Below are 18709 nucleotides of genomic sequence, written 5' to 3'. Positions count from 1 at the left end.
AAAAGGCCGTTGCTATTAACAACGGTCTTTTTTATTTTTGAAATTAGAGGCAAACATTCGACATTCAGCAATCAGAGCAAGTAAGTTTGGATCGCGCTCTTTACTCTTTAGAAAGACCAAGCCAATTTCTTGCTGCATGTGATATTGCTGTTTTAAGGGAATAAGTTTTACTGAACTTTCATAAACTGCAGAAATACGGCCGGGTAGTAGAGCAAAACCGACACCTGAGCTGACCATACTAATTAAGGTGAAAATATCATTCACTTGCAAAGCAACTTTAGGTGAAAAACCAGCTTTTTTAAAAATGATGTCGCTGTCATTATGAGTGGCAAAGCCCTTAGTTAAAGTTAAAAAAGTCTCTTCTTTTAATAGACTTAAATCAATATCTTTAAACTCTGTATATTTAGAATCTTTATTGACTGCCAGAAAAATATCATCTGAAAACATCGGCAAAATTTCAAAGTCATCATCTTGAGTGGTTTCATTTAAAGCCACAATAATGGCATCAAGTTTCGTTGCTTTAAGCTTTTTTACCAAATCCTGATTTGAACTCAGCAACAGTTGGATATCAAGCTCACTACGTCTGAGTTTAAGACCGCTAATCACATTTGGAATCGTATTTACCGTCAAAGAATAAAGAGAACCTAAATGTAAGACCTTGGCTGCAAAACCAGCGGCTTCTCTAGTTTTATTTACGGTAATAAAAATGTCTTGTACGATTTTTTGCGCCCGTTCTTCAAACACATACGCACTTTTTAAAGGAATGAGGTTACGGCCTTCATTTTTAAAAAGAGGACAACGTAAAGCGCTTTCTAAAGAGTGTAAGGCTTTATGAACACTGACATTACTCAGCTCCATTTCTGTCGCTGTTTTAGACAAATTACCACAGCGCATAAAAGCTAAAAAAATCTGTATTTTTTTAAGGGTGAGTTCTTCATCAATTTCCATATAAATACCTTGAACCCGCTTCCCTTAAAACTATAGATTTGAATGATCAAGTTACCACAAAATAAAGACCATAAAATTGTGCTTAGGTCGAAGAGTTGATTGATGAACCTGCTTTATCTTATTGCTGAATGGTTTTAATGATTTGATCTAATGCATCTTGAATTTTAGAGTTCCATTCAAAAGAGCAGTTGATTCGTAAATAATGCTGCTGTGAGGGTAAAACACTAAATAATTGGCTTGGAGCTACACCAATATTCTGTTGGATCAACTCTTCATAAACTCGCATACTGTCTAGCGTGCTAGGGAGTTTAACCCAAAGAAAATAACCACTTGGGTAGTAGTACAATTCGCATGAAGCAGGCAGGTTTTGTTTTAAATAATGATAAAACTGTTTTTTATAACGTTCGAGTGAAAGTCGTAGAGTACGCAAGTGCTTTTCATAATGATGATGAGACAAAAACTCAACCAATGCATTTTGAATAAGTGCATTCACTGAAATGGTACTCATGAGCTGCAAGTGTTGAATATGATCTGAAAATTTACCCGCATAGACCCAACCGACCCGAAAACCTGCTCCTAATGTTTTAGAAAAAGACGAGCAGTGAAGCACCAGATTTTGCTGGTCAAAATACTTCATTGAAAGTGGTTTTTGACCACCGTAAAAAAGCTCTTCATAGACATCATCTTCAATCAAATAAATTTGATGTTCGTGAAGCAACTTGGCAATTTTATATTTAATGTCATCACTGACGGTAAAACCAATTGGGTTGTGGCTATTTAGCATGAGCCAGCATACTTTAATCGGATAATTGTGAATAACCTGCTCAAAAGCCTCTAGGTCAAAGCCATGTTGAGGATGTTCAGGAATGGTAATGACTTTTAGACCTAAACGTTCTGCTGCCTGCCAAGCGCCATAAAATACGTTTTGCTGTAATAAAATATAATCGCCTGGCTGAGCAACTGCTTGCAAAGAAAGATTAAGCGCATCTAATCCGCCAGATGTAATGACAATGTCATCTGGATCGGTCTGTATACCTTGCATACAGTAGCGCTGAGCGATAAGCTTTCTTAACGCTAAATTACCCGGAGGTAGGCTTGTGGTTTGGTCATAACTATTTTTTTGACGTGCAAGCTGCCCCATAATCTGAATTAACTTTGGCGCATATAAAAGTTGACTATCGGGAAAAGCCGAGCCAAAAGGTATGACAGATTCATGTTGAATCGATTTAAGATATTTAAAAACTAAAGAATTAATTTCAATTTTAGAGTTAAGTGAAACAACTGAATACTGCTCTAAAGGTTTAAGAGCAATTTGCTCAGCAACGAAATAACCTGATTTTTCTTTTGAATAGATAAGACCTTGCGATTCAAGTTCTTGATAGGCATTCATGACAGTCATTAAGCTAAAACCAGAGCGTTGTACCTGATCTCTTAATGAAGGTAATTTTTCATGCGCATTTAAAGTGCCACTTTCAATAAGTTGGCGAATACTATGGGCAAGTTGTTCAGATTTATACATGTATGGGCTGCCCAAAATGACAAAATAAAAGATGCACTTAATCAATAATAAATGCCGTTTGCAGAATCTACAAACGGCATTTGTTGAGAATAATAGATTTACTTTAAATAAGGGGCGGCATAAATCAATATGACTTTAAACAAACCCGCAATAACACCTAAAGCTAAAAAGCCAGCGAGCCATAGCAGAATAAACCATTGGGTTTGATTGAGTTTGACTGATAACTTTTTCATAAAACCCCCATACATTTAGTGATAGCCTTCATCACCTACACGAACTTTGTCTCTGAATACCCAGTAAGACACAATGGTGTAAGCAATAATGATCGGAATCAGAATAAGTGCGCCAACCAAAGCAAACATCTGGCTTGAGTGAGGGGCCGCTGCCTGCCAAATAGTCACTGATGGCGGAATAATATATGGCCATAAACTAATGACGAAGCCTGTAAATGCAAGGAAGACTAGAGCCAGTGTATATATAAATGGCTTGAGGTCATGTTGCTGCTTTTTACACGCTGATAAAATCAGGCCGACAAATAATAAGACCAAAATAGGCACAGGGCTAAAATAAAACAGGTTTGGTAAAGAGAACCAGCGATCTGCAATTTCAGGATGAGTTAACGGAGTATATAAACTCACGCCGCCAAAAATAATGAGCAACGCAATAATTAGCTTTGGCATGAGCTCATACATACGTTGCTGCAAGCCTTTTTCAGTTTTTAAGATGAGCCATCCACATCCTAAAGTGGCATACATGGCAACTACGCCAATACCTGTAAAGATCGTAAATGGAGATAACCAGTCAAGTGATCCACCCGCATAAATACCATTTTCGGTTTTAATCCCTTGGATATAGGCACCTAAAATAATCCCTTGGAGAAAGCTAGTTAAAATTGAACCCCAGATAAAGGCTAAATCCCAAAGATGTTTAGTGCGATGGGCTTTGAAACGGAATTCAAAAGCAACGCCACGGAAAATCAGGGCAATCACCATGAAAATGATCGGTAAATAGAGTGCTGATAAAACTGTTGAATAGACCAGTGGAAAGGCAGCATATAGACCGGCACCGCCGAGTACCATCCACGTTTCATTACCATCCCAGACAGGAGCCACGGTATTCATCATCACGTCACGTTCTTGGCTGTTCTTAATGAAGGGGAACATAATCCCGATTCCTAAGTCGAAGCCGTCCATGACCACATAAATCATGACACCTAAACCGATAATACCGACCCATATTAAAGAAAGATCAATCATGACGGTTCTCCCCAGAGTTTTGTTTGCTGTCAATATTTTCATCGACTGCACTAAGTGGACGCATTGGTGTTTTAAAGTGTCCTACGCCACCAGTTTCAACATTTGGCGTATCAATGAATGATGGGCCTTTGTTAATTAATTTTAAGGTGTAGTAAATACCGCTACCAAAAACGATGGTATAGACCACCACAAAAATAAACAGGCTCAGTCCGACTTGTTCTGCGGAAACGGTATGTGAAAGTCCATCTTTAGTTCTCATAATGCCGTAAACCACCCACGGCTGACGGCCAACCTCAGTGGTTACCCAACCTGCAAGCATTGCGACATAACCAGAAGGTCCCATCACTAAAGCAAATTTATGGAACCAAGAAGTTTCATAGAGTTTTCCGCTTTTACGTAGCCAAAGTGCAATTAAAGACAAGGTGACCATGAGTACACCAAGACCCACCATCACACGGAAGCTCCAGAAAACAATCGTTGAATTTGGACGATCTTCAGGTGCGAAATCTTTTAAGCCTGTCACTTGACCATCTAAGCTATGCGTTAAAATTAAGCTACCCAAATAAGGAACACCCACTTCGAAGTGGTTACGTTCTTCTTTCATATCTGGAATTGCAAATAGCAATAATGGCATAGGCTCATTGTGATTGGTTTCCCAGTGACCTTCCATTGCTGCAAGTTTGGCAGGTTGATGTTCACGAGTATTCAAACCATGATTATCGCCAATCACTACTTGCAAACATGAAGTCACAAGCACCATCCAGAGACCCATCGAGAACGATTTTTTCACTAATTCATCACGACGGCCTTTTACTAAATGCCATGCAGATGTTCCGACGACTAATAATGATGAAACTAAGAAGGCGGCTGCACCCATATGGGCAAAGCGGTAGGGGAAGGATGGGTTAAAGACAATTGCAAACCAGTCTTTTGGCACAATAATGCCATTTTCGATCGCAAAGCCTTGAGGTGTCTGCATCCAACTATTAGAAGATAAAATCCAGAACATGGAAATACATGTTCCGATGGCCACCATAAGTGTTGCGAAGAAATGGGCTCGAGGACCAACACGTCCCCAACCAAATAACATAATGCCTAAGAAACCTGCTTCTAAGAAGAAGGCACTCAAGACTTCATAGGTAAGTAAAGGACCAGTAATACTTCCGGCGACGCGTGAAAATTCACTCCAGTTAGTACCAAACTGGTAACTCATGACCACGCCCGAGACCACACCCATACCAAAGGCAACGGCAAAGATCTTAATCCAGTATTTAAATAGATCTTTATAAATCGGGTTTTGGGTTCTTAACCATTTCCACTCTAGCACTGCTAAAAAGCAGGCAAGACCGATGGAAGTGGCCGGAAAAATAATATGGAAGGATACTGTAAAAGCAAATTGTATTCGCGCTAATTCTAGAGCGGTTAGACCGAGGCTCATAAACTTTCCCCCTGTGAACTAGCTGATGATGATTAAATGAGTTAAATACTTATTTTCAGGCAATAAAGTATTTTGACAATTGCACTTACTTCTGTGATAAATGTTCTTAGCAAGTAAAATGCCAACAGGGCGAAGTAATATAATTGCTTGATATTTCAAGAGAATAGAACGATTAATTGTTCTCAATCTGTTAACAAAGTTTATGCTTGATGTTGCATTTGTAAAAATGCATGTTGCATTGAAACATTGATGAAATATCTGACGATGCACCATAGATCGTTTCATGAAAACTACCTACCTTAAGAAGCTTTCTTAATCATGCACTCGCTAATTTTGTATATCTAGATACAGAAATTTTTTATAAAACTATAACAGTCTGGAGCAATTGTGAGGTGTGCTATAGTTTTTTTTCAATTATCTGTAGCTATATATCCATTCACCTAAAGTCCAAAATAAATGAACACGATTTACGAATGGCCAAAATCATCGTTATAAACAACATCAATGCGACTTTGGTTTTTATATAAGCGCAGGATAAATTACTTCTTTTTTATTCCCTTGTTGTTTTGTGTGAGGTCTGGTTGTTGCGTAGGTTATTAAAGACCTGATTTAAGTGTAGCTCTTCTAAAATAGCTTGGATGTTAAAAAATGTTTACTACTTCTCAACTCAATGTCCTGCATAAAATTATTAAAAATCAGCCTATTCCAGCGTCTATAATGGCTCAATTAGAGCAGACCTATGTTAACTTCGAAGCAACTTTATTAAGAGCGAAGGTTCTCAGAGACTTTTCTAAATCTCAAACTGTATATTTAATTCAATCTCATATTCACCTAAAGCAAAGCAGTGTTGCTTACCTATTTTCACCTTTTATATTTGCCAATTTAAATAAAGCAGCCATTTACACAACACCTGCGACAGCGCCTGTGCTTTCTATTCTTAATAAATATTATCAAGCTGAAAAAAAGGCTCTTTTTAAGATTGATGACGTTCTAGAAAGCTTAAAAATATATATAGATTTAGAGTTAGCAGAGCTGAGTGAAGTTGAATTTATTTATTTAAGTTTAATTAAAGCACTGTGTCGAAGTGATATCTCTACCGTTTTTTTAATCACTGATTTAGATATTGATTTAGAACATTTGAAAGAGCTTGAGCAGTTCTTAAAAGTCAAAATCTATTGGATTAACCTCAAAATAAATGATGATTTAAAAGATATAAATGAATTGGAAATGCGTAAATTATTATTTAAAAATAAAGATGATACCTACGTGAAATTATGTGCGAAATTTGCTCAAATGAATGCAGAACTTGTCGGGTTGTGTGACACCTTCACCACACCTCAAATGACGCATTTAATTGATGATATGTTCTATTCAGAGCATATTTTCGAAAAATTATCTGTCTATTCAGAATATATGCAAACCTTATTGCAAAGTCAGCATAGTCTTCAAAAGAAAGAGTTAGCTTAGTGTTTGCAGGCATTTTCTGGCGTTATATAAAGAATGAATACAGTTATAAAAAAATAATCGTTTTCATGTGAAATAAATATTTTATGGTAAAAGCAAAGCAATATTGGTTTTACATAAATGACAAATTTAAATTTTGAGCATCATCTCGGTTCACTAACGCATGCTGCACTTAGTCAGGCTTCAATCATTTCTCGGGTATGGGGACAAGGACCTTCTGAACGTTATGATGAGTTGGCAAAAAATTTCAGACCGACTTTTGCGCGTATTAAAGAAGGGGCTTTAATCCGTGAGCAGCAGCATATTTTGCCTTATGAACAACTTCAGTGGCTCAAAGATATTGGCTTTACACGGTTAAGACTTCCCAAAGCTCATGGTGGCTTTGATGCAACCATTCCTGAATTATTTGCATTGCTCATTGAACTTGCAGAGGCCGATTCAAACTTACCGCAAGCTTTGCGTGTGCATTTTGGTTTCACTGAAGATGTGTTGGTGAGTAAAGATAAGGCATTTCAACAGCGTTGGCTTAGCCGAATTGCCAATGGTGAAACGGTGGGTAGTGCATGGTCTGAAGGTGGGAAAGAGTCAATTGATCAGTTCGAAACACATTTGTATCGAGATGCTGACGGAAAAATTCGCGTTAAAGGTAAAAAATATTACACCACAGGTAGCCTGTATGCAGACTGGGTGGATGTTGGTGTAACTGACTTAAAGGGTGAGTCTGGTTCAGTCGTTGTACGCCGTGAAGATGAAGGTGTCGAAATTGTTGATGACTGGAATGGCTTTGGTCAGCAACTCACCGCAAGTGGTACAGCATATTTCCATGACGTATTGGTCGATGAAACTGAAATTTTACCTGATGATGACCGCTTTAAATATTCAGCGGCTTACTATCAACTGGTCCAACTGGCAATCATTACAGGTCTAGGACGTGCTGCAACCTATGAAGTTTCTCAAGCTGTTGCTAAACGTACTCGAAACTACACGCATGCAAATGCTCAATTTGTAAAACAGGATCCGCAGATTTTACAAGTCGTAGGCCAAATCCGTGGTGCAGCTTACAGTGCAGGGGCCATTGTTGAAAAAGTCGCACAAAGCTTACAACGTGCTTACTTGGCTGCATTTCAAAATAATGAGCAGCTTGAAGAGGAGCAAAATGCACTTGCCGAGCTTGAAAGTGCACAGTCTCAAACGGTCATTACCGATCTAATTTTAAATGCTTCTACAATTTTATTTGACGCTTTAGGTGCTTCTGCAACAGACAAAGATTTAGGCCTAGATCGATACTGGCGTAATGTACGGACTTTATCTTCACATAACCCGAGAGTATTTAAAAATCGAATTGTCGGTGATTTTAGTGTAAATGGCACATTACCACCATATCAATGGCGAATAGGGAATGTTGCTAAGCAATAAATTATAGTTTTAGATATTAAGCTGCTATTTTTAGCGGCTTAATATTATTTATGTTTTTTTTTAAATAAATTATAAAAACCTATTAGAATAAAATCATATTTTGTTTGGGGTTTATATTATAAAGAAAACATAAAAATTGCTTTAGTATAAAAATTAAATAAAATGCTGGTTGATATTTTATGACTAAGAAAATTAGTTTTAATGCTTTTGAAATGAATTGTATTGCTCACCAATCTCCTGGATTATGGCGACATCCTCAAGATCGATCTGTTGAATATAAAGATTTAGAATATTGGACAGATTTAGCACAAATTCTTGAGCGTGGTTTTTTTGACGGTATTTTTATTGCAGATGTGCTTGGTATTTATGACGTTTATCATCAAAGTGCTGAACATGCCTTAACAGGTGCAGTACAAGTTCCGGTCAATGATCCACTACAGATTGTGCCAGCGATGGCAGCGGTCACAAAGCATTTGGGCTTTGGTGTCACGACCTCTATTTCCTTTGAACATCCTTATCCTTTTGCTAGACGTATTAGCACGCTAGACCATTTAACCAAAGGGCGAGTTGGTTGGAATATCGTGACGTCTTATTTGGAAAGTGGTTCGAAAAACTTGGGTCTAAAAACTCAGGTTAATCATGACAATCGTTATGATATTGCTGATGAATATTTAGAAGTCCTTTACAAACTTTGGGAAGGTTCTTGGGAAGAAGGTTCGGTACTTCGTGATCGTGAAAGAGGTATCTTTGCAGATCATAGAAAAGTGCATCCAATTCAGCACGAGGGTAAATACTTTACTGTGCCGGGTATCCATATTTGTGAACCATCACCGCAACGAACGCCAGTACTCTACCAAGCAGGCGCATCTTCACGCGGGCAGAAGTTTGCTAGTCAAAATGCCGAGTGTGTATTCATAGCAGCGCCGTCTAAAATTGCCACTAAAAAAGTGGTACAGGGCATTCGCCAGAAATTGGCTCAAGAAGGCCGCGACCCGTACTCTGTTAAAATTTATGCACTTTTGTCGATTGTCACTGATGAAACCGATGCAAAAGCACAGGCTAAGTTTAAAGAATATCAAAGCTATGGAAGCTATGATGGCGCTTTAACATTGCTGTCTGGCTGGTCTGGTGTTGATTTTTCACAATATCAACCGACCGATAAAGTTGAATATATTCAAACCAATGCCATTCAATCTTTATTAGACTCTTATGTAAATGCAGATCCAGAACGTGTTTGGACCATTGAAGAAATTGCAAATTGGAACAGCTTAGGCGGTAATGGACCTGTGTTAGTGGGTTCGGCAGAAACCGTTTCTGATGCTTTACAGCAATGGGTTGAAGATACCGATGTCGATGGCTTTAACCTTGCCTATATTTTGGCTCATCAAACCTTTGCTGATGTGGTCGAATTTATTGTTCCAGAGTTGCAAAAACGTGGGGTATATCAAACCTCTTATGCACAAGGAACATTAAGAGAAAAACTATTTGGTGCTGGGCCATATTTGCCTGAAAATCACCGCGGTGCAAAATATCGTAATCTAAAAGAGTTAAAACTTGCTGAGGCGAGTTAATATTTTGCAAAGCCGTTAAATAAATAGCTGGTTAAATACCAGCTTTTATTTTGTCTTTTTATATCGGTTTTACTGCTGAGTAAATAATGAAAAGATAATTCTATAATTTAGATTAAAACATCAGATTAATTTGTTTTTGTATTATGTGAATAATTATTATTTTGTTTCTGTTATTAAAGTTCAGGAATTATTAAGTGAGCACACAAGAACTCGATCATAACCATCGTTATGAAATTAAATCTCCCGATGATGTTTCACAATTAATTTCCAAATTTGCAGGGAAGGGTAAATCGAATAAAGTTATTTGGTTAGCACTGATTGGGGTGTTTATTGATGCCTATGATTTAACAACACTGTCCTTTGGTATTGAGCAAGTCATCTCAGAGTTTTCTTTAAGCCCTGTAATGACTGGTGTGGTAGCTTCAGCAATTGTTTGTGGAACCATTGTTGGTAACCTGATTGGTGGTTGGCTGACAGATAAAATTGGCCGTTATCGGGTCTTCATGGCAGACATGGTGCTGTTTGTCATTGCGGCAATTGTCGCAGGCTTTGCACCAAATGTTTGGGTTTTGATTTTAGCCCGATTTATTATGGGAATTAGTGTCGGTATTGATTTGCCTGTGGCAATGTCATACTTATCTGAGTTTTCTAAATTTAACGGGAGTAGCAATAAGGCAGCGCGTTTAGCCGCATGGTGCCCAATGTGGTATGCCGCTTCTTCGGTGTGTTTTGGTCTAGTTCTGGCGCTTTACTTTCTTTTGCCACCTGAGCATAGCAACTGGTTATGGCGAGCATCTTTAATTTTTGGAGCAGTGCCAGCGTTACTCATTATTTTTATTCGCGGTAAATATTTAACTGAATCACCAATCTGGCTTGCAAACCAAGGCGATTTAAAAGGTGCAGCTCAAGTTCTACAAGAATCCTATGCAATTAATGCAGTCGCTACAGTTGAAAAAGTAGAAAGAACTGCTGAAAAGAAAAAGCGCGAGGGTTTTGCAGTTTTATTTAATAAAACCTATTTGCCAAGAACGATTGTGGCCATTGTGATTCACATTTCGGTCGCATTTCAGTACACGACCATTGCCTTCTTTTTACCTTCTATTTTAACGCGCTTTTTCCACACAGATGTTTTGACGACCATTACTACAACACTCGGACTCAATTTGCTATTTGCATTTACGGGCGGGCTGTTAGGCGTATTTGTTGCTAGCAGATTTAAATCTCGTCATGTGTTGCTTACAGGCTTTTTACTCCAGTTTATAGCCCTCATTGCATTGGCATTAATTGGTGAACCCGGTAATAGCTTTTTACTCTACACCGCAATTGGCATGCTCGGGCTTTGGCTTTTTGCCGAAGGTTTTGGGCCTGGGGCACAAATGATGGTTTATCCAACCATGGCTTATCCTGCTTCGATTCGTGGCGTTGGTGTTGGCTTTAACCGTGCAGTAACGGGTGTTGCTCAAGCAATTGCTTTGTTTGTTTTACCGATCTGGATGGCGGGATATAAAACTGATGTTTACCTGATTATTTCTATCTTTGCGTTTATTCCTTTAATTGTGATTGGACTACTGATTAAGTTTGAGCCTACCGCCCAAGATGTCGATGTTATCGATGAAGATAAAACAGAACTTCCTCTCAATAATTCACCAGTAATCGACTAGAGTAAAAATAGATATCTAGATAAAAACAAAGGCCAACATCTGTTGGCCTTTGTTTTAAGAGTTAGAAGTAATAAGCAAAAATCACAAACGCTTTTTTATTCCATTTATCATTGGTTCCACCAGCCGCAAGGCCTTCACTGTCTCCTAGATATGGATCGTGTTTACCCACCAGTAACTCGGCTTGTACTGTCAATTTTTGATAGTTAAAGGCAATGCCGGGAATAAAACGGGTGGAGTCTTTAAAGCCATCTTGCTCTTTTCGATAAGAACTATAGTTTAGGTAAGGACGAACAGAGGTAATGGGGCCAAACTGCTGAGGAAATAAATAGCTGAGTTCGGCTGAGTAAATCTGACCTTTGGTTGCCGAGTTAAATGAATAATCAAAACCGCCCAAAGTCAGGTGGTCTTTATATTGGATGTCGGCATTATCAATGTCTTGATAACCAGCCAAAAGCTGTAAATTCCATTGATTGTAATTGGTATTGCTAAAAACTGAATAGACTTGGCGATCGCCATCTTGCCCTGAACGTTTATTTTTAATGGTGGAGTACCATGCAGAGGCGCCCAGTTGGGTAGAGAAATTTTCTTGGCCTAAGACATTTTTAAAGGTATGAGCACCGCGAACAACAATGGAGTTCTTTTCTTTAGTATTGGTGCCTTGTGGTACAGAGTCATCCGCATTGACAGGGTTGATACTAAACCGACTCGAGTCTTTGCTTTTACCTCTATAGGTGCCACCATCGGTAGGATAAAATGCGAGTTGTGCTTCATTGATTCCATCATTGAAATCATATTTCACCCCAAGGTTATGTACATCTTCCCAACCTGAACTATTGGCAATCCCTAAATAATAAGTATTTCCCCAAAAGCGACCCAAGCCAAAAGGAACTGGGTTTAAGCCAGCAATAATTTTACTGTTGTCATTAATTTTATAACCCAACCATGCATCGGTAAGCCAATTGGCATCGCCTAAACGCCCGTAATATTCATAAACCCGATAATCTAGGCGGCCAATCCATTTCGGGGAGTTGTAATCTAGCCATAATACCGCGTCATTAAAGGAAAATTTACTGGTCGTGGGATCAGAGTCAAAATCATAAACATATTTAGCCCGAACAGTACCACTCACTTTAAGTTGACCTTCTTCAGTATTACCAAAGGTAAGGGCCGCATGACTTGAAAGGCTAAATGCAATCAAAGACGTTGTAATTAATGTTTTTTTCAAAATTTGAGAATGTTTAAACAAAAGAATTTTTCTCCTCTTAAAAATAAAAATTAAATTTGCGTCATGTATAAACCAGAAAAAGATTTGTCCAAATCTTAATATTTGCAGAAGTTTTAAGATAAAAAGATAATAAAATCTGAACTTTATATAAAAGAATGAAAATTAATTAGATGCAAAACTCTGGATGCGATAAGCAAAAATAAAAATGACGAAATGAGTAGGATAAAATAATTAGAGTGGGTGTGTCAGGTTTTTCTCATCATGTGTTTTTTGAATATCCTTTTTAATTATTGATATATAAGTATTTTAATTTTATGGCTAATCTGTAAGATTGCTCGATATTTGCTTTTTACCAAAAGATAAAAACTTATATGAAAAAGTTATTTATTAAAAATAGATAAGCAACTCATATTTTTTTATTTTTCATTATAAAGCCAGCTGCATACCATGAGCTTATATTATTGAAAGATCATGAAATTATGAGCACAAAGACCAAACCGTTGATTATCACGGCAATTGTGGTTGTAGCAATTGTTGCATTTATCGTATGGCAAAATAAAAAAGACAATAATACAAGTGCTTCAGTTGGTGACAGCAAACCCGTCATCATTGCCTATCAAACAGGGGTTGACCCAAGCAAAGTTGCGCAGGCCAATGGGGAATATGAAAAACATAGTCAACGTAACATTCAATGGAAAAAATTTGATGCAGGTTCAGATGTTGTAAATGCACTAGCTTCAGGCGATGTCGTACTTGGCAATATTGGCTCAAGTCCACTTGCTGCTGCGGCAAGCCGTGATTTACCGATTGAAGTATTCTTAATTACATCAAAACTTGGTGGATCTGAAGCATTAGTGGTAAGTAATAAATCAGGCATTAAAACTCCTCAAGATTTAATTGGCAAAACCATTGCTGTACCGTTTGTTTCAACCACGCATTACAGCCTTTTGTCTGCACTTAAACATTGGAACATTCCAGAAGATAAAGTAAAAATTATTAACTTGCGTCCACCTGAAATTTCAGCTGCTTGGGAACGCGGTGATATTGATGCAGCATATGTGTGGGAACCTGCTTTAAGTAAAGCCAAAGCATCTGGTACGGTTTTAACCGACTCAAAACAAGTGGGTGAATGGGGCGCTCCAACTTATGACTTATGGGTTGTGCGTAAAGATTTTGCAGAGAAAAATCCTGATTTCTTAAAAGCTTTTGTTAAAACTACGCTTGAGCAACTTGAAAAATATAATCAAGATCCAGCCGCTTACGTTAAAGATGCCGATAACGTGCAAAAAATTGCGCAGCTCACAGGTTCTGATCCAAAAGATATCCCGCTTTTATTAAGTGGAAACATTTACCTAGACCACGCTCAGCAAAAACAAACGTTAGATGGTGAATTTTCGCAAAATATTTTTGATACAGCTAAGTTCTTAAAAGGTCAGGGCAAGGTCGATCAACTTAAAGCCGATTATAAAGGCAACGTGAATTCTTCATTTTTGCAGCCTTAAGGAGTTGTCATGAGTGTACTAGAAGCCAAACATATTCATCTGACTTTTCCTAAACAGCAAAAGCCAGTTTTACAAGACATTAACCTAACCATTGAAGAAGGTTCTTTAACCGTGATTTTAGGCGAGTCAGGTTGTGGCAAAACAACTTTGCTTAATATCTTGGCAGGGTTTCAAAAGCCGAGTTCAGGAGATGTCCTTGTAAATCATGAAGTGGTAAATGGTCCAGATGTAACCCGCGCTGTCGTGTTTCAGGATCATGCACTGCTTCCTTGGTTAAATGTTGCAGATAATGTTGGCTTCGCTTTGCAGTTAAAAGGTTTAAAGCGCTTGGATATCGAAGCACAAGTGAACGCAATTTTAAAAATTGTAGGTTTGAGTCACGTTGAAAAAGCCAATATCTGGGAACTTTCGGGTGGTATGAAACAACGTGTTGGTATTGCCAGAGCTTTGATCAGCCACGCGCCGTTTATTTTATTAGATGAACCTTTTGCGGCATTAGATGCTTTTACGCGTGAAAACATGCAGCAGTTAGTGCTCGATTTATGGATTCAACAAAATAAAAGCTTCTTTTTAATTACACATGACATTGAAGAAGCATTGTTGCTCAGCAATCAGTTAGTACTGATGACAGCGCATCCGGGAAAAATTGTAGAAACTCTACATCTCGATTTTGCTAATCGATATCGTCAGGGCGAGTCTATTCGTTCGATTAAATCGGACCCTCAATTTATTCAGCTCAGAGAGCAGCTGTTTGAAAGTTTAAGGGCACAAAAACAAAGCGGTAAGGAGGCGTTAACCACATGAGTACTAAAGATAACGTCTATGAATATGACAAAGCAGGGTTAAAACTTAAACCAGATGTGCAAACAGAAAATGCTTCATTTCTATCGTCATTTTTTGAGAAGCATCGCACTTTGGCAGTTAGCATAATTAGTGTGGGAAGTGTGGTTGCGCTTTGGTTCCTCATTACTGCTTTGCATGTCGTACCCGAACTGTTTTTACCGAGTCCACAGGCAGTCTGGCAAAAATTTATATCGGTTAGCCAAGAAGGCTTTATGAAGGCTACTTTGTGGCAACACTTGGCCGCTAGTATCTCTCGTGTGTTTTTAGCCTTGATTGCTGCCGTGGTGATTGGTGTACCAATGGGTTTATGGATGGGCCTGAACAAATGGGTTCGTGCTGTTCTAGATCCTTTGGTTGAATTATTACGTCCAATTCCACCGTTAGCTTATTTGCCGTTACTGGTGATCTGGTTCGGTATTGGCGAAACCACAAAAGTACTTTTGATTTTCTTCTCGATTTTGGCGCCTGTCATTATTAGTAGTGCACATGGTGTGTTAAGCCATCAGCTTAATCGTGAACGTGCTGCACTGTCGCTAGGAGCAAGTCAGGTACAAGTATTTTGGCATGTCATTTTACCCACAGCTTTACCTCATATTATTACTGGTATTCGTATTGGTTTAGGTGTGGGCTGGTCAACATTAGTTGCAGCAGAATTGGTTGCAGCAGACCGTGGTATTGGTTTTATGGTGCAATCGGCAGCACAGTTCTTAATTACCGATACGGTGATTCTGGGCATTATTGTGATTGCGATTGTCGCAGTTAGTTTTGAGCTGTTTTTACGTTGGTTACAAAAACAGTTTTCTCCTTGGTATGGTCAGCAGTTGTAGTAAAGAAGATGAATACAGTAGTAGCAAACTTAAATATTGAAGTGATCAAGCCTAACATTGGCGCAATTATTCACGATATTGATTTGAATGCGTTAAATGAACAGACAACGCAACAAATTCAGCAGGCTTTGCTTGATCATCAGGTCATTTTTTTTCGAAAGCAACAATTAGCGCCGCAAGCACAAGCAGACTTGGCCCGTAGTTTTGGTAGCTTACATGTGCACCCGATTTATCCTTCAATTGAAGATGTACCTGAAGTGATGGTGCTCGATAGTTGGAAACAAGACTTGCGTGACAATGAACTTTGGCACACAGATGTGACTTTTAGTAAAAATCCACCTTTAGGTTGTGTGTTGCAAGCCATTAAAATTCCACCTGTGGGCGGTGATACTTTGTGGTCGAGTAATACAGCAGCTTTTAAAGGGCTTCCGCTTGAGTTACAGCAAAAATTACGTGGCTTAACTGCAACACACGATATTCGGAAGTCTTTTCCACTTGAACGTTTTGCCCATAACGAAGAAGAACGTGAAAAGCTTTTGCAAACATTTAAGCGTAACCCACCAGTGGTTCACCCAGTGGTGCGTACCCATCCAGTTACAGGTGAGCCTCTGTTGTTTGTAAGTGAAGGCTTTACCACGCGTATTAATGAGTTACCTGAACAAGAAAGTGAGCAGTTGCTTAATTTATTGTTTGAACATGCGACCCAAGAAAAGTTTCATTTGCGTTGGAAGTGGCAAGATGGTGATATCGCGATTTGGGATAACCGTTGCACACAACATAAAGCATTATTTGATTATGGCGATGCCCATCGCATCATGCACCGGGCAACCATTAACGGTGATGTGCCATTTTATAAAAACGAACAACAGTCAGAGTTAGCTGAAGTTTAAGCCGAGCATAATTTATTTAAAAAAAGAAGATTAAAACGACTCAAACAACTAAAAGTACTGGGCCGATTCTTATTGAAAAGGCCCAGATCACTTATTTCATGGCAATCATTTGATGTGTCAAAAAATCAATAAATAGTTTTACTTTCTTCGATAAAATTTTACGATTGGGCCATGTCACATATAAATGAAGTGGCTGACTGGTGTAGTCCTCCAAACATTTCTGTAATTTACCTTCTTTGTAGTAAGGCTCAGCAATAAACTCTGGAAGAAAAACAATGCCGTGATCTTTTAGGCACATATCTAATAAGAGTTCGCCATTATTACAGGTCATTACAGGGAAGCAATTAAAGGAGACTTCTTTTTGATCTTTTTGGAAAATTAATTTCTTATGGCGGCTATCCTGATAATAAATCAGAAATTTATGTTCTTTAAGTTCTTCTAATGAGTCTGGTAATCCATGCTGATTAAAATACTCAGGTGTCGCATATAGATAGCGCTGATAGGTATTTAAAATTTTACTATTTGCTAAGTTTGGAGGAGAGCCATCTACGCGAATGGTTAAATCAAATTTATTATTATTCATGTCTAGTAGTTGATCAGTCATGAATAGATCAATTTTGATGCTGGGATATTTCTCAATAAAATCTGAAATAATATTTTGAAGAAAAATATTGCTAAAAGACATTGGTGTATTGAGCTTGAGTTCACCTTCTGGGTACTGCTGATTATAGCTAATTTCATAGGCAGCCCATTCAAACTCACTTAAAATGACTTTGCTATGTTGATAAAACTTTTCTCCACAAGAGGTGAGGTTCATCTGTCTTGTGGTTCGGGTTAGCAGTGTAGTTTTTAGGTCATTTTCGAGGTAGCAAACACGTTTGGCAACCAAGTCACGAGAGATATCGAGTGCTCTGGCTGCGCTACTAAAATTCCCATGTTCTACGACACTTACAAAAGTGGAAATACAGTCTAATCGATCCATGGATAAGCAAAAGTTAAAAAAATATATATGTATGATTAAACTATAAAAATTAAAAAGCAATCATTGATTTTATTGTATTCGTACAACATACAGATTCGTGCTGATTTAGTGTCTATGCTTTTACATTTTTATCTGTTTTGATAATGACCAGTAAGCAATTTAAATGCATTACACATAAGGAATAATGGAGTTTACCCATGAATAAATCACTTTTAGAACAACTTTCACCAACGAATTGTCAGGTTATTTTTATTGATCATCAGCCGCAAATGGCTTTTGGGGTACAGTCAATAGATCGTCAAGTATTAAAAAATAATACTTTAGGGTTAGCAAAAGCAGCTAAAACATTCAATATTCCTGTCACCATTACCACGGTTGAAACTGAAAGCTTCTCTGGTCATACCTATCCAGAACTTTTAGATGTATTTCCAGATGCTCCATTACTAGAACGTACTTCAATGAATTCATGGGATGACCAAAAAGTACGTGATTCGCTTGCAAAAAATAATCGTAAAAAAGTGATTGTTTCAGGTTTATGGACTGAAGTATGCAATAACACCTTTGCTTTTGGCGCCATGCTTGAAGGCGATTATGAAATTTATATGGTTGCAGATGCTTCTGGTGGTACATCGAAAGAGGCACATGACTATGCCATGCAACGCATGATTCAAGCGGGTGTTGTTCCGGTAACTTGGCAACAAGTATTACTTGAATGGCAACGTGATTGGGCACACCGTGATACGTATGATGCAGTTATGGCAATTGTACGCGAGCATTCTGGTGCTTATGGTATGGGTGTGGACTATGCCTATACGATGGTACATAAGGCACCTGAGCGTACAACATCAAAACACGAAGTACTTGCACCAGTTCCTGCAAAATAAGCAATAGTTGAGTTAAGGGTATTTCTATATTTAAGTTGATTTATTCGATTTTTGACTATATTGGATAAGTGGAAAAGCCATCTGCAACTGTTCGAGGCAGGACAAAATCTGAAAAGATTGTAATTGAACGAGTTTTGCAGATCTTGCGCTGCCTTAATGGCAGCTCAGGTTTGGTTACTTTTCCCGAAAGAAAAGTAACAGAATTAACTCCTCTTATTGGATGTAAAACGGTCAGACTCCGTCGTGTAAAATCAAAAAGAATAATGAAATATATATGTTGCTA

General features: G+C 38.2%; 16 protein-coding genes. 9 read left to right on the top strand and 7 right to left on the bottom strand.

From position 1 onward, the window contains the following. Positions 1 to 15: 15 nt before the first annotated feature. The 5 genes from F935_RS08135 to F935_RS08120 form a co-directional block, all read right to left on the bottom strand. Positions 16 to 948 (bottom strand): LysR family transcriptional regulator, encoded by a 933-nt coding sequence (locus F935_RS08135; RefSeq protein WP_016138481.1) that lies wholly within the window; start codon positions 946 to 948, stop codon positions 16 to 18. 118 nt (positions 949 to 1066) lie between these two features. Further along, positions 1067 to 2467, bottom strand: a complete 1401-nt coding sequence (locus F935_RS08130) for an aminotransferase-like domain-containing protein (RefSeq protein ID WP_016138480.1) — start codon at positions 2465 to 2467, stop codon at positions 1067 to 1069. A 98-nt stretch (positions 2468 to 2565) separates the two neighbouring features. Continuing rightward, positions 2566 to 2700: a hypothetical protein gene (locus F935_RS18335; RefSeq protein ID WP_080645724.1), complete on the bottom strand. Its 135-nt coding sequence runs from the start codon at positions 2698 to 2700 to the stop codon at positions 2566 to 2568. A gap of 15 nt (positions 2701 to 2715) precedes the next feature. Beyond that, positions 2716 to 3723, bottom strand: coding sequence for a cytochrome d ubiquinol oxidase subunit II (cydB, locus tag F935_RS08125; RefSeq protein ID WP_016138478.1), 1008 nt, complete (start codon positions 3721 to 3723; stop codon positions 2716 to 2718). Further along, positions 3716 to 5161, bottom strand: a complete 1446-nt coding sequence (locus F935_RS08120; protein ID WP_016138477.1) for a cytochrome ubiquinol oxidase subunit I — start codon at positions 5159 to 5161, stop codon at positions 3716 to 3718. Before F935_RS08120 ends, cydB begins: the two co-directional genes overlap by 8 nt. A gap of 648 nt (positions 5162 to 5809) precedes the next feature. Between F935_RS08120 and F935_RS08115 the strand changes: the two genes are divergently transcribed. From F935_RS08115 to F935_RS08100, 4 genes are all read left to right on the top strand, one after another. Next, entirely contained in the window at positions 5810 to 6628 is an 819-nt protein-coding gene (locus tag F935_RS08115; RefSeq protein ID WP_016138476.1) for a hypothetical protein, read from the top strand. 117 nt (positions 6629 to 6745) lie between these two features. Next, positions 6746 to 8041, top strand: coding sequence for an acyl-CoA dehydrogenase family protein (locus tag F935_RS08110; protein WP_016138475.1), 1296 nt, complete (start codon positions 6746 to 6748; stop codon positions 8039 to 8041). Between the two features lie 179 nt (positions 8042 to 8220). Further along, positions 8221 to 9612 (top strand): LLM class flavin-dependent oxidoreductase, encoded by a 1392-nt coding sequence (locus F935_RS08105; RefSeq protein WP_016138474.1) that lies wholly within the window; start codon positions 8221 to 8223, stop codon positions 9610 to 9612. A gap of 194 nt (positions 9613 to 9806) precedes the next feature. Then, positions 9807 to 11273 carry an MFS transporter gene (locus F935_RS08100; RefSeq protein ID WP_016138473.1) on the top strand — a complete coding sequence of 489 codons (1467 nt, stop codon included), beginning with the start codon at positions 9807 to 9809 and terminating at the stop codon, positions 11271 to 11273. A 61-nt stretch (positions 11274 to 11334) separates the two neighbouring features. On the opposite strand, the gene F935_RS08095 is transcribed toward F935_RS08100, so the two are convergent. Further along, the gene (locus tag F935_RS08095; protein WP_016138472.1) at positions 11335 to 12519 is read right to left on the bottom strand and encodes a hypothetical protein; all 1185 of its coding nucleotides are present in this window, start codon (positions 12517 to 12519) and stop codon (positions 11335 to 11337) included. 440 nt (positions 12520 to 12959) lie between these two features. Between F935_RS08095 and tauA the strand changes: the two genes are divergently transcribed. Genes tauA through tauD form a run of 4 tightly spaced genes read left to right on the top strand, consistent with a single transcriptional unit; the run spans position 12960 to position 16560 of the window. After that, positions 12960 to 14000 carry a taurine ABC transporter substrate-binding protein gene (gene tauA / locus F935_RS08090; RefSeq protein ID WP_016138471.1) on the top strand — a complete coding sequence of 347 codons (1041 nt, stop codon included), beginning with the start codon at positions 12960 to 12962 and terminating at the stop codon, positions 13998 to 14000. 9 nt (positions 14001 to 14009) lie between these two features. After that, complete coding sequence (locus tag F935_RS08085; RefSeq protein WP_016138470.1) at positions 14010 to 14804, top strand: taurine ABC transporter ATP-binding protein; 795 nt, start codon at positions 14010 to 14012, stop codon at positions 14802 to 14804. Further along, complete coding sequence (tauC, locus tag F935_RS08080; RefSeq protein ID WP_016138469.1) at positions 14801 to 15670, top strand: taurine ABC transporter permease TauC; 870 nt, start codon at positions 14801 to 14803, stop codon at positions 15668 to 15670. The genes F935_RS08085 and tauC overlap by 4 nt, the downstream gene beginning before the upstream one ends. Before the next feature lie 8 nt (positions 15671 to 15678). Next, complete coding sequence (gene tauD, locus F935_RS08075) at positions 15679 to 16560, top strand: taurine dioxygenase (protein WP_016138468.1); 882 nt, start codon at positions 15679 to 15681, stop codon at positions 16558 to 16560. A 91-nt stretch (positions 16561 to 16651) separates the two neighbouring features. On the opposite strand, the gene F935_RS08070 is transcribed toward tauD, so the two are convergent. Beyond that, positions 16652 to 17542 (bottom strand): LysR family transcriptional regulator, encoded by an 891-nt coding sequence (locus F935_RS08070; protein ID WP_016138467.1) that lies wholly within the window; start codon positions 17540 to 17542, stop codon positions 16652 to 16654. A gap of 197 nt (positions 17543 to 17739) precedes the next feature. On the opposite strand from F935_RS08070, the gene F935_RS08065 reads away from it, so the two are divergent. Further along, complete coding sequence (locus F935_RS08065; RefSeq protein ID WP_016138466.1) at positions 17740 to 18426, top strand: hydrolase; 687 nt, start codon at positions 17740 to 17742, stop codon at positions 18424 to 18426. Positions 18427 to 18709 lie beyond the last annotated feature (283 nt).

It is taken from the genome of Acinetobacter calcoaceticus ANC 3811, assembly GCF_000399665.1.
GTDB classification, from domain to species: Bacteria; Pseudomonadota; Gammaproteobacteria; order Pseudomonadales; family Moraxellaceae; genus Acinetobacter; species Acinetobacter calcoaceticus_B.
This window is presented reverse-complemented; position numbering and strand designations above follow the sequence as displayed.